This is a genomic window from Phormidium sp. FACHB-592 (assembly GCF_014695795.1).
Taxonomy (GTDB): Bacteria; Cyanobacteriota; Cyanobacteriia; order Leptolyngbyales; family Leptolyngbyaceae; genus Stenomitos.
This window is the reverse complement of sequence record NZ_JACJOZ010000066.1, coordinates 19,146-31,622: the sequence shown is the minus strand read 5'-3', so window position 1 is coordinate 31,622 and position 12,477 is coordinate 19,146. Positions and strand designations below refer to the sequence as shown.

Genomic DNA, 12,477 nt, shown 5'->3' with positions numbered 1-12,477 from the left:
TTATCAACGTTTTTGGAGAGAAGGTGCTGCCAATGCTGCACAGTGTCTAATGATCTGACATCGAGACAAAGGCGTGTCGCTCAGTAAAACCCTCTCGGTCGCAGGCTTGCAGAGAGAGGTTGCTCAGTGACCGCCTCAAGCCACCAAGATAGCTAAGCTGGCTTGAGGTGGAAAAGCCAGCTTGGTTTAGCTTTGCTACTTTAACGAAACTAATTTGTCTCCACGACAGATAAGAAGTCACTGCCCACAGGGTTTGCTATGTCCATTCATTTGGTTTCCTGAGGAATTTTAACTGTGAACGTTGTTCCTACGTCTACCTGGCTTTCAACAGAACTTTCTCCCTGATGTAGATCGAGGCACTTCTTCACTACTGCTAATCCCAATCCAGTGCCCAAAATGCCGCCAACGTTCTCCCCCCTTCGGAATGGTTGGTACAGATTTTTTTTGTTTCTGACGGAATCCCCCTCACCCGAAACGTTAAGAAATTCGGTTCACGATCAATTGTGAAAGCAATCAAACCTCCATTGGGCGAATACTTAATTACATTTGAAATCAAGTTGCTAAGAATGGAATACAACAGTTTCTCATCAACATGAGCATAGGTACACTCACTCTGCGTGATGAATTGAATGGAATGTTCAGGTTTACTCAAGGGTTGCATGTCGTCCAGTAAGTTGAGGCAGAATGATTGCATTTCTACCAGTGTTGGATTGAACTCTAACTTGCCTGCGTCTGCCCTTGCTAAAGCCAGAATGTCTGAAAGGAGTTGAGCCATTACCTGAGCCGCAGACCGAATCCGATAGAGGCTCTTAAGTTTCTGCTTTTCGACCAGAGGGTGAAGTGTATCATCCAGAATCTGAGCTGACCCTAAAATACTGCTCAACGGTGTACGAAATTCATGAGAGACCCTTGAGAAGAATTGCAATTTAAGTTCGCCCAATTCCTTTTCCTGAGCTAACTTTTGCTGCAAAGCTTCTGCCTGTTGGCGTATCACCATCTGTCGATACAGCAAGGCAAAAATGCTAGAGAGAATTAAAGAAGTGAGAAAGGTTCCTAGAAACTCTAGCGACATCCGTAGTTGAATGCTGGACTGAGATTCACTCACCCAACGATCAAGAGACTTTTCCTCTTGCTGCTTCATGTTTGTAACAAGACGATAAATTTCTTGTCGATTACGGGTACTTACAGCCGTGATCTTCGCTTGAACTTCTTGCGAAGCATTTTGACGATGCAGATTGATCGATTGCTGCCCTAGCCGGAGACGTTGATTGATTAAGGCTCTGAGCTTAATTAACTGCTGCTGTTGGCTAACATTAGCGACAGTTAGTTTTTGTAGGCGCTCTAGCTGGGGTTCAAGGAATTGAATGACTTGGTTATACTGCTTTAACTCTGCTTGATCGCTATAGAGAATATATCCTCGACGTCCAAGCGCAGTCGAGTCCATGAAGCTGATGCCGCTGCACTGACCAAAACACGAGCGCAGATAGGCACACAGCACTAAGGTACTTGGAACCGAGTCAATGAAGTGTTGGTAGCTGACAACTCCAGGAAATGCAGTCACCCACTTAGCCTGCACTTTCTCCTAATCATAAGTTTTGAAGTTGCGGTAACACGACTGATGGAAGCCAATCAGAATGGTCATAATTTCGCTCAAACTCAAGCTCCAAATTCGATTACGTTGCTTCAATCCGAAGCCCAAAAGTTGTTGCTTCCATGTCGGTTCAAAGCCTTAGCAAAAATCATCGACGGAGTAAAAGAGGTCTGCTCGACTAAACATAAGGGCAAACCACGGCGTGAGATTTTAGCATTTTCAGCCTATCGAGTTTGCCCCTTTCTTATCCCAATCCTTATCCCAAGCTCAGGTTAATTACGTTGTTTGCAGCAAAATTTGCTCTGGGAGTGCTTGATCTGGTAAAAGCAGGAGAGTCGAGTGGCTCTGGCTCAACGTCGGTATTTTGGAAGATGAGGCTTTATCCAACAAAAAGGTGATGCGATCGCCCGTTTGCCAGGGTTCATCAACAAGCATAATTTGTAGCTGATCAGCTCGATTCAGCAAAAGCGGCAGCAAATCACCTGCTGCGATGCAGGCTTGTAATTCAGCTTGTTGTGCAGTAAATTCCTCTGACTGCAATACCACCTCGACCAGCTTCACGTCCTTCTTGGTGAGAGACTGATTCCACCGATCAAGAGAAACTTGGGCTGCAAAAGCAACCTTAATGCCCATTGCAGCAAAACTGGGGCGATCTCCATGATGCAATGAGGGCTGAGCTAACGTGGCTACTCGCTCGGGGCGGAATAATTCTAAAGCCCGTTGCGCCAAAATACCGTTTAGTTCTGGACTATTAGTCAGCGCCAAAAAAGTGCTCAATGATGCGATCCCTTCTGCCTCTAGTTCCTCTAGATCTAAGTGTTTGCTGATGACAGGAATGTCATCGACCTGAACTGGGTTAGCAGCGGTAGCGTTGAGGTCAATCAACGCCACTGCTTCTCCTTGCTGTTGAAGTAGCTGGGCTAGCAGTTGACTCAACTGAGTATTCCCCACAATAACGGTTCTGACCTGCGTTTTCTGTAACCCCAGACAGCGAGCAACCCAACCTGCTGTGAGTCCTTGAATCAATACTGTCATCAGGATAGTGAGAAAAACGAGCGCTTTCATTGCCTCACCTCCTGCGATGCCTGCTTTTGTAAGGGAAAGTGCAAATAAGGATGCCATTGAGGCAGCGACAATGCCACGGGGAGCAATCCAGGACAAAAAGAACTGCTGTTTCCAGCTAAAGCGCCGATTCCAGGTTGATAGCAAAATATTGATGGGGCGCACGATGAGCATCAGTGTCAGCACCGTCAGAACACCTCCCCAACCTAAATCGAGGATGCTAGCGATTGACAAATCAGCCGCCAGCAAAATAAACAGCACGGAGTTCGCCAGAATCCCTAACTGTTCATTAAACTGCCGGATCAAGCGTTCTTCGGGAATGGCAGAGGCCCGCAGGATCAAACCCATTAGCACAGCGACCAATAAACCTGACTCGCTTCGCAGTGCTTGTGCCAGACTGAAAGCTCCCCACACTGCTGCAAGTACGACCAGATTTTTCAATTCTTGCGGCAAAGATTTAGATTGTCTCAGCAACAGACTTAGCAAGACACCCCCGATCAGTCCAATTGCGGTGCCAATCCCTAGCCTTAGCCCTAATCCTTTCAGCAGCAGCAAGGGTATTGCCGTTCCAACCAGAACCAAAGGTACTTCATGCTGACTTAACACAATTGTGAGGGTAATCACCGCCACAATTGCTCCCAGTGGATCAATCAAGATTCCCTCACCCTCTAGGAGAGTGGCGACTCGCTGTTCAACTCCAACAAGTTTCAGCAAGGGAGTTACGACGGTTGGACCCGTTACTACTACTAACGAGGCGTAGAGAAAGGCGATCGCCCAAGAAAACTGGTTTAACGCATGGGCAGCGATCGCTCCACCTGAAAATGTAACCAGCATCCCAACCGTCACCAGATTGCGAAGGCTAACCGAAACGCTGCTCAGATCGCGAGTCTGTAAGTTTAGCCCGCCTTCAAAGAGAATCAAGGCGATCGCTAGAGAAACAATGACTTCTAAGCCGCTACCTAGAAGCGACGGCTCCAGCAACCCTAAGCCACTAGAGCCTAAAATGATACCAAAGAGCAGCAGCAGCACAATGCCGGGGATCTGAAGCCATCGGGCTAAAACCTGAGCACCGATACCGACCATTACGGTTGTGCTCATGAGAACTGTAATTGGTAAGGAACCTTCCATTCAAAGCAATCTGTTAAAGTAAGCTGATCTAACGCTGCTGAGGCCATCGTAGCTAGATGATGCCGATTCTGTTTTGAAGTGTCAAGGCACCAAAGGATTCAGATGAGGCAGTGCTTTAACTACGGCTGCAAGGCTAGCGCTCATGTGACGCAGATTGGCTGGAAGTTATTGCTTGAGAAACTGTTCATCGGTCTAAAACATCTTTCGCCTATACTTCTTTGAGCCAGATTTGTGCAACCACTAAAATTGGTAATCCTAGGATTAGCAGCCATTACCAGCTTTTGGAAATTGCAAGAATGACCAGATTCAAGTGTAGGGAATAAGTCAGTAAGAAATTATCTGAACATTATAAATAATGAGCTAATGATCAGTTTGTGATTGATATTGGTCCTGTTTGGCGAAAACAATGAAATACGTATCTTCCATTCTTTTGATCGCTGTTTTAGTTAATACAGTTGGTCTGTTGCCAAGTCCAACAGCGATCGCTCAATCTGGCTAGTGTCCTGATCTAGGTCCGATTCCAGCGGCTGAAACTACCCGAGAGTTGAGGCTGCCCCAGTTTGGCGTCACCTCACGGTTCCTTCCAACTTCAGAGCAATTCTTCACAATAACGGCGCAATCGAGATTGTAAGCCCTGAAACTTATCAAGTTCGCACCTGTGTTGCCCAGGATGGGAAGGCGTTAGGACGGGGATACGCCTCCATCATTGTTCGCTCAGTCAATAACTTTAAGAATCTTGAGTTGCAGCAATTTGTTGAGCAGAGCACCCGCCTTCAAGTGGAAGTTTCTCCTTACGCTCTAGGCGATTAATCGGGATATTTAGTGCAATCACGTTCAGATAACAGCGCTCAATTCTGGTTCAAACCACTAGATCGTTCAGACGTTTTTAGGATTTCAGCAGGCTGAGACTGTCGGGGGATGCGCGATCAATTAGTTTCGATTCTTGATCGGTTTAGTCCATTAACCTCTAGATAAGTAGACAGTAAGTTTCTACTATCAACCTTAACAAGTGGGCAGCCAATACGATCTTCTGCTGATGTTGAATCTTTACGACATTCTGTCATACGGTAAGGTGGGTTGTTTGAGCTTGCCTGTCTCACTTAATGTTGAATTGTCGTAGCACCAGCATTTAACCCATGCCTTTTTCCATTGTCTCACCTTTACTTAACGAGCTATCGTCTCGTTTCTCTTCCTTATCGCTTTTAGCAACGACTGAGGCAGCCAATGCGCTCATTGTTCTCACTAGCGTTTTACTGACTTTAGTCGTAATTTACCTTGCCAGTAAGCTAGGCGGTGAATTGTCTAAATGACTAAATTTACCACCAGTCTTAGGCAAACTATTGTAGGTGTTGTAGTGGGGTGTCGGTGCTGCATCTGCTGATGTTTCCCGCAAGTGGTGCTCAGGCATCTGATTCGGTGATTATGACCATCCGGCAACGCATTGACCACCTGAATCCGACGCCTTGTCGAGCATCTTTCAGTCTCAGAGCGAGGCAATCTCCATTCTGGCTGAACTGGGAGTCATCATTCTCTTATTTGAAATTGGTCTAGAATCAGACTTGCGACAACTTCAAGTGGGGTATCAGGCAACGGTCGTTGCCTGTGTGGAAGTTGCTGTACCCTTTGCAGCGGGCACAGGTGAATTAATGTGGGTGTTTTATGTCTTGGCAATTCCGGCGATTTTTGCGGGTGCCGCCCTCACTGCTACTAGTATTGGCATTACCTCCAAGGTACTGTCAGAACTGGGGCAACTCAAATCCAAAGAAGATCAGATTATTGTGGGTGCCGTTGTCATTGATGATGTGCTAGGCATCCTAGTGCATGTCATTTGCCTGATTATCAGTACCACAGTCTTCTTAATCGGTTCGATTCTGCTGGGCAGCTTCTTCAGCAAAAGCTTTGTCGCCATTGTCCAAACCCTACAAACACGGGAAATATTGTGATTCCGGCGTTGATCTTTGCGTTCTTCATGGCGCTCTTGAGCAATGCAATTCATCTAGAAGCCATTTTAGGTGCCTTCGCTGCTGGGTTAGTGCTTGATGAAACTTTCAAGAGTGGTTTGTTTCCAGTTTTGCAGCAGAGTTGTTACGCCAAAGCTGGTATCCGGCACTCTCCTTCCCAAACATCCATTAAAAGAACAGCAAGCCAGATTTACAGGAGTGGTCAGTGAGCAGTGGTCAGTCATCAGTAGTGAGAAGTCTACGGCTAGGGCTTTTGGACTGAGACGTATACTTCATTTAGCTACAAGCTGCTGTAACGCTGAATCAATGACTGATTTTGTGATGAAATTTGTGTTGAATCATGATTGAACAAGCCGGTTGTCTGAGGTTGAGGCAGTTTGACCGTGAACGTTGTTCCAACACTGACTTGACTTTCCACTTGTAGTTCTCCTCCATGCAGATCCAAGCTTCTTTTAACGACTGCCATGCCTAGACCACTACCTGTCACGCTGCCCACATTTCTGCCACGACAGAACGGTTCAAAGATTTTACTTTGCTCTTCTTCAGGAATCCCAATCCCTTCATCTTTGACTTGAAAGAGGACAAAATCAGGTTCACAAGTGAGTGTGAAATAGATGGAGCTTAATGGCGCTGAATACTTAATGGCATTGGACAGTAGATTGCTCAGGATAGAGTAGAGCAATTTCTCATCCAGGTAAGCATAGGTACGTGTTCCATATTTATCAAATTTAATCGTGCGGGGTTGCTCACTAAAAAGCTGAATGTCTTCAATCAGGTTAAAGCAGAAAAATTGCATCTCTAGCAGTTCTGGCTTACACTCCAATTTTCCGGCATCGGCTCGTGCAAGAGTCAAAATATCATTGAGCAATTGAGTCATTAATTTAGCCGATGCCTGAATTTGGAACAAATTTCTTAATTTGTTTGGCTCAATCAAATTTGTCAGTCTCTCTTTTAATAATTGAGATGATCCAGCAATCACAGTGAGCGGTGTTCTAAACTCGTGGGAAACCATCGAGAAGAACTGAAGTTTTAATTCACCGAGTTCTTTCTCTTGTGCTAGCTTTTGTTGTGCCTGCTCAAGTTGTTGGCGTTTAAACATTTGCCGATACAACAGAACATAAACGCCTAGCAGTCCAACAAACGTGAGAATCGTGCCCAAGTTCTCGATCGCCATTCTGATCTGAGAAGTTGCTTGCGCTTGTTCAACCTGGTTTTGCAGAATATGTTCCTCTTCGGCTTGCAACTCGGTAATGATTTGACGAATGCGTGCCTGGTTTTGCTTTGTTTGCATCACCAGAGGATGATCAGCTGCCAAGAGCGATCGCGGCTTGAGATAGAGTTCAGTCGATTGCTCAAACAGTTCTCGTCGCTGCTGAAGCAACCTTTCGAGGATATCTAAACGCTGTTCTTGAGGGGGCGTATCTGCCAGTGGTTGGCGCAGTTGCTCTAGTTGGGTCGCTAGACTGTACATTGCCTGATCGTAGCTTCCCAAATCCGTTCGTTCACCTAGCAAAAAGTATAACCAGCGTCGGGTTTCAAGATCGGCTAGCGTTTCGGAGACGTTGGTAAGTGCTATAAGCACTTTGTTAGTTTGCTTCACCTGCACTTGGCTAGTAATGAGTTGAGTCGCATTTTGGTAGGAAAAGACATTGACCAGCACCATTAGCAACAGAGCCAAACAGAAGACTGCCGTAACCCATTTTCGTTCGAGCGACCATTTTAGAGTACTGAGAGCCATTACCTTCTGAGCGTAAGAATCTGCATTAAAGTAAATTTAGAGCGATCGCGACCATTGCTCCACCATACGTCCAATCTAAAGTCTGAGGTCTCAAAGCTCAATGCGTGTTCTGGTTGTTGAAGATGATGTGCGAATTGCTAATCTGCTAGTGGAAGCATTCACTAATCGTCAATATGAAGTTGATACAGCGGATAATGGAGAGTCGGCATGGAATCTTGTCAATACGCTGAATTATGACCTAATTGTGCTGGATTTAACACTGCCCAAAATCGATGGCATTAAGCTCTGTCAGCAGATCCGAACAAGGGGCGCTACAGCGCCAAATGCGGCAATCCCCGTCATGATGCTAACTGCACGCGACACAATTGCAGACAAAATTGTCGGGTTAGATGCTGGAGCCGATGATTATATGGTCAAGCCGTTTGATATCGAGGAACTGATGGCACGCATCCGTGCTTTGTTACGCCGAGGTAGTCCTACAGCCAATCCAACGCTAACGTGGGACGGTTTGCAGCTAAATCCCAGCACTTATGAAGCAACCTACCAGGGTATTCCTCTCCTTTTGACTCCCAAAGAATTCGCCCTGCTGGAGCTGCTGATCGCTAGTGGTCGCCGAGTGATGAGCCGCCCTATTATCATTGAAAGACTCTGGTTGCCGGAAGAGACCCCGACTGAAGAAGCAGTGAAAACGCACATTCGCACCCTTCGGCAAAAGCTAAAAGCGGCAAAGGCCCCTGACAATTTGATTGAAACAGTATATGGCATGGGCTATCGGCTGAAACAATCAACCTGAACGCTGAAATCCCCCCGAAATCCCCCCGACTTCCTTCTCGTGTTCTGACATTAACTTGATATGTTGAGGCATAACAGCTTAGGTGAGTCGAGTTCGGGCTATACAAACGATCGCTAGTTAAACAAACCAGAATTGCTGATCACGGACAGTTGGGTGCCGTTGCAGGGCACTTGCCAATTGATATTGATCGGAGCTGAATGATGACAGAAGAGTCACGATTATTAATGCTAAAAGAAACGCATGACCAATGGAAGCGCGACTGATGGGAGGATTACAGATGTTTGAAATTAGCCATTTCAATCACGTTGTCAGGGCAATCTCTGTCGAGACAGGATGGCGTGTACTGGTGTTGGAACGATTAGCTACACCCCTTCAATATAACGATTATCAGTCTAGTGCTGTTTACCCAACGGCAGCCGATGCAATTGCTTCTGGTGTGCAGTTTATCCAGCGCCAACAGACACTATTGGCGCTCTGGGAATTTCTTGACGACTGTTACGGTTCATCCATCATTACTGAAACGGAACTTGATGCCTTGTCCGCATCACTGTGCTTATTTTGTTCCTTTAAGGATGTCCATTCTGAGTATGGCTACTGGTATCGGTAAAGTAGGTTTGGCACTCTGATCTATGCGTCGATGCTGATCTAACACATACTCAAGGGCAATGATCCCTATGTCGCTTTATCCTTTAAAATCATCGACAAGAATGTTCCCGTGGGCAGCACTAACGTTGCTTCTTTCTGCCTACACCATGCTAGGGCTTTTTCTAGATAAATTGCCCATCGCTTGGCTTAGCTGGACATTGGCGATCGCTGGGATTTTTCTAATAACAATAATTTTCACCTTGCCTCAGTTCAAGTTTGAGCGGCAGTTTTCTCGCTGGTTAAGGTCAGATATAGGCGCTTTTGTACTGCTTGCTGTTATGGCTGCGTTGCTTTCTGTGATACTGCTGTGGCTCCACATTTTTCTCAAGCTGTTTGCGATGCTTGCAGCCGAGACGCTAGTCAGATTGGAGCTACGCCACAATAGTTTTAGTGTAATTACGTCATTTTGGCTCATGCTGGTGACCTCTTTGGCAGGTGTAAGTCTAGGGTGGTTTGTTAGCAGCTTCATTTGAGGTCATAATCTTACCGATTGCTGCTCTTGTGACTGATTTGCCTATGCCTTGGAAACGTCTGTTTCAATTGATTATTGTTCTCCTGGGGCTGGGGCTACTACTTGATTTAGCCTCCCGTCTAGGAGCCGAACTGCTCTGGTTTCGGGAAGTCGCTTACCTGTCGGTTTTCCTACTCAAATTTCAGGTTCGACTAAGACTTTTAGCTGTTGTGACAGGTTTCACGGCAATTTATTTACTGGGCAATTTGGCGCTAGCGGAGCGATTAAAATATCTTCCTGATTCTCCTGCGTTTCCCCCCAGTGCGAAACGCAGGAAACCTTTACTATCCCCATACAATGTAACGCTACCGCTTCTTTCTCAACCGTTTATCCCGTCAACTGGTGCTTTAAGGCTACGATCGCTCCTCCCTCTCACACTCGCACTGAGCATACTGGTGGGGCTGCTGCTAGTGGACTACGGTCAGCTTGCCGTCAACTATTGGCAGGATGGCACAACACTTTCCAGCCCGTTGGTGTCTCGCCTCAACCCCAAAAGCCTCTGGCAAACGATGACACAATTGAGCGGTCAAGTTTGGTTACTCAGTGGAGTGCTAGGGAGTGCGATCGCCCTTTTAATATATCCTCGCTTTTTGCTAAGAGCGATCGCCGTTACGTTTAGCATCCTCTTTGGTTGGTTGCTATCAAAACAATGGGCGGTTGTTCTGCAATCTCTGCATCCCACCTTATTTAACAGCGCTGAACCGTTGTTTGGGCACGATATTAGTTTCTACATCTTCGCCTTACCGCTGTGGGAATTGGTAGAACTTTGGTTATTTGGACTTTTTCTCTATGGCTTTGTAGCGGTGGCACTGACCTATCTGTTGTCAGAAGGCAGTCTCAGTCAGGGCAGTTTTCCGGGGTTTTCGTCAGTACAACAGCGACACCTATGTGGGGTTGGTAGTGGTTTGATGAGTACCATTGCCTTAAGCTGTTGGCTGAGCCGCTACAAATTATTGTATTCGCAGCGCGGTGTCGCGTTTGGTGCCAGCTATACAGATGTTGTGGCGCAACTTCCTGCTTACACTGCCTTAAGCCTTTTGGCACTGGCGATTGCTCTCTATCTCTTGTGGCATACAGTTTTCTGGCAACCCAAAGCACCCTACCAGCATTGGCTCAGTCTTAGTTTTGGTCTGTTTGGCATACTAATTGTTGCCGGAACCGTTGTGCCTGAAATCATTCAGTTTTTGGTGGTGCAGCCAAATGAACTCGCGCGGGAGGGTCCCTTTATCGAACGAACGATTGCGCTCACTCGTCAGGCATTTGGCTTAGAGGTGATCGAGTCTAGCAACTTTAACCCTCAAGGACAACTCACAGAAGCGACTTTAGCTGCCAACGACTTGACGATTCGCAACATTCGCTTGTGGGATCAGCGCCCCCTGCTGGAAACAAATCGGCAATTGCAGCAGATTCGTCCCTACTACCGCTTTCCTGATGCCGATATCGATCGCTATACCCTCCAATCTGATGTGCTTGCCCGTCCGCCTGCGACTCCCCAGGCTCGTCCGGCACCGAACGCTTCTAACGCCTCAACGGAACAGCGTCAGGTGCTGATCGCTGCACGGGAACTGGATTACAGCGCGGTTCCTCAAGAGGCCAAGACTTGGGTAAACCGTCATTTGATTTACACACATGGGTACGGTTTCACGCTTAGCCCAGTGAATACAGCGGGTACAGGGGGGCTGCCAGATTACTTTGTCAAAGATATTACGGGTGGTGAAGCCGGGGCACTGACGACATCTAGTCCTGCCATCCGCGCTGGTATCCCGATTGGTCAACCCCGCATCTACTATGGCGAGATTCCCAATACCTATGTCATGACTCAAACCCTGACGCAAGAGCTGGATTATCCCACTGGGAGTGACAATGCTTACAACGTTTACGATGGGCGGGGTGGCATTAACATGGGTTCCTGGTGGCGACGCAGCCTCTTTGCAGTTTACCTACGCGATTGGCGCTTACTTGTGACCCGCGATTTCTTGCCAGAAACAAAGGTGTTGTTCCGTCGCAGTATCAAACATCGGATTCAAGCGATCGCTCCCTTCCTACGCTACGACAGCGATCCCTATCTGGTGACAGCCAATGTGCAAACACCGGAGCCGAATGACCAGAATTACCTCTACTGGATTGTGGATGCGTATACAACGAGCGATCGCTATCCTTACTCTGATTTAGGCAGCGAAGGCATTAATTACATTCGCAATTCAGTCAAAGTCGTGATTGACGCTTATCACGGTTCTGTTGATTTTTATGTGGCTGATCCCAGTGATCCGATCATTACCACCTGGTCAAAAATCTTTCCTAACCTATTTCAGCGGCTCACAGCGATGCCTGCCAGTTTACGCAGCCATCTTCGCTATCCCGTAGATTTTTTCAAGCTGCAATCAGAGCGGTTGATGACCTATCACATGACCGACCCGCAGGTGTTTTATAACCGAGAAGACCAGTGGCAAATTCCAAACGAGGTGTATGGGAATGAATCTCGCTCAGTTGAACCGTATTACCTGATCACCAGTTTGCCTGCCGTGCCGTTTGAAGAGTTTATTCTGCTGTTACCCTACACACCGCGCCAACGCACCAACTTAATTGCCTGGTTAGCAGCACGATCAGACGGTGAGAACTATGGCAAATTGTTGTTGTATACCTTTCCCAAAGAACGACTGGTCTACGGACCTGAACAAATTGAAGCACGTATCAATCAAGACCCAGTGATTTCCCAACAAATTTCGCTGTGGAACCGTCAGGGCTCACGAGCCGTGCAGGGTAATTTGCTGATCGTGCCGATCGAACAATCCTTGCTATATGTGGAACCACTTTACCTGGAGGCAGCTCAAAACAGCCTGCCAACGCTGGTACGGGTCATTGTTGTTTATGAGAACAGGATTGTCATGTCACCTACTTTGGAAGAAGCGTTGCAAGCTATCTTCAAACCTCAGGCTACACCAGATGCAACCATTATTCGTCCTGTGGAAGAACCCACGACCGGGCAGTAGCGAATGGTCGTCTGCAGAAAGGCTGCGTCCGGATCAGGTTGAATAGTCGGTTTTCCAG

General features: G+C 47.0%; 9 protein-coding genes. 6 read left to right on the top strand and 3 right to left on the bottom strand.

Annotated features, from left to right (window positions below; genetic code table 11):
• Positions 1-373: 373 nt before the first annotated feature.
• Together H6F86_RS17150 and H6F86_RS17145 are read right to left on the bottom strand one after the other, a co-directional pair.
• Positions 374-1,561, bottom strand: coding sequence for a histidine kinase dimerization/phospho-acceptor domain-containing protein (locus H6F86_RS17150; protein WP_190449949.1), 1,188 nt, complete (start codon positions 1,559-1,561; stop codon positions 374-376).
• A 306-nt stretch (positions 1,562-1,867) separates the two neighbouring features.
• Positions 1,868-3,751, bottom strand: coding sequence for a sodium:proton antiporter (locus H6F86_RS17145; RefSeq protein ID WP_199305342.1), 1,884 nt, complete (start codon positions 3,749-3,751; stop codon positions 1,868-1,870).
• Positions 3,752-4,917: 1,166 nt separating this feature from the next.
• Here H6F86_RS17145 and H6F86_RS33185 point away from each other — a divergent pair.
• From H6F86_RS33185 to H6F86_RS33175, 3 genes are all read left to right on the top strand, one after another.
• Positions 4,918-5,091, top strand: coding sequence for a hypothetical protein (locus H6F86_RS33185; RefSeq protein WP_347240557.1), 174 nt, complete (start codon positions 4,918-4,920; stop codon positions 5,089-5,091).
• Positions 5,092-5,244: 153 nt separating this feature from the next.
• Complete coding sequence (locus H6F86_RS33180; protein ID WP_347240555.1) at positions 5,245-5,724, top strand: cation:proton antiporter; 480 nt, start codon at positions 5,245-5,247, stop codon at positions 5,722-5,724.
• The gene (locus H6F86_RS33175; protein WP_347240553.1) at positions 5,721-5,951 is read left to right on the top strand and encodes a hypothetical protein; all 231 of its coding nucleotides are present in this window, start codon (positions 5,721-5,723) and stop codon (positions 5,949-5,951) included. Before H6F86_RS33180 ends, H6F86_RS33175 begins: the two co-directional genes overlap by 4 nt.
• Positions 5,952-6,022: 71 nt before the next feature.
• On the opposite strand, the gene H6F86_RS17135 is transcribed toward H6F86_RS33175, so the two are convergent.
• Complete coding sequence (locus tag H6F86_RS17135) at positions 6,023-7,480, bottom strand: ATP-binding protein (protein WP_190449947.1); 1,458 nt, start codon at positions 7,478-7,480, stop codon at positions 6,023-6,025.
• 100 nt (positions 7,481-7,580) lie between these two features.
• Between H6F86_RS17135 and H6F86_RS17130 the strand changes: the two genes are divergently transcribed.
• From H6F86_RS17130 to H6F86_RS17115, 3 genes are all read left to right on the top strand, one after another.
• Positions 7,581-8,273, top strand: coding sequence for a response regulator transcription factor (locus H6F86_RS17130; RefSeq protein ID WP_190449946.1), 693 nt, complete (start codon positions 7,581-7,583; stop codon positions 8,271-8,273).
• Positions 8,274-8,520: 247 nt separating this feature from the next.
• On the top strand, positions 8,521-8,880 hold the full coding sequence (locus H6F86_RS17125) for a hypothetical protein (protein WP_190449945.1): 360 nt from the start codon (positions 8,521-8,523) through the stop codon (positions 8,878-8,880).
• 554 nt (positions 8,881-9,434) lie between these two features.
• Positions 9,435-12,419, top strand: coding sequence for a UPF0182 family protein (locus H6F86_RS17115; RefSeq protein WP_190449943.1), 2,985 nt, complete (start codon positions 9,435-9,437; stop codon positions 12,417-12,419).
• The last annotated feature ends 58 nt before the right edge of the window (positions 12,420-12,477 follow it).

What these genes read in the sequence shown, in the direction of transcription:
- H6F86_RS33185 (WP_347240557.1), top strand. Translation starts at nt 4,918, where the DNA reads ATGCCTTTTTCCATTGTCTCACCTTTACTTAACGAGCTATCGTCTCGT.
- H6F86_RS17115 (WP_190449943.1), top strand. Translation starts at nt 9,435, where the DNA reads ATGCCTTGGAAACGTCTGTTTCAATTGATTATTGTTCTCCTGGGGCTG.
- H6F86_RS17130 (WP_190449946.1), top strand. Translation starts at nt 7,581, where the DNA reads ATGCGTGTTCTGGTTGTTGAAGATGATGTGCGAATTGCTAATCTGCTA.
- H6F86_RS17145 (WP_199305342.1), bottom strand. Translation starts at nt 3,751, where the DNA reads ATGAGCACAACCGTAATGGTCGGTATCGGTGCTCAGGTTTTAGCCCGA.
- H6F86_RS17135 (WP_190449947.1), bottom strand. Translation starts at nt 7,480, where the DNA reads ATGGCTCTCAGTACTCTAAAATGGTCGCTCGAACGAAAATGGGTTACG.
- H6F86_RS17125 (WP_190449945.1), top strand. Translation starts at nt 8,521, where the DNA reads ATGGAAGCGCGACTGATGGGAGGATTACAGATGTTTGAAATTAGCCAT.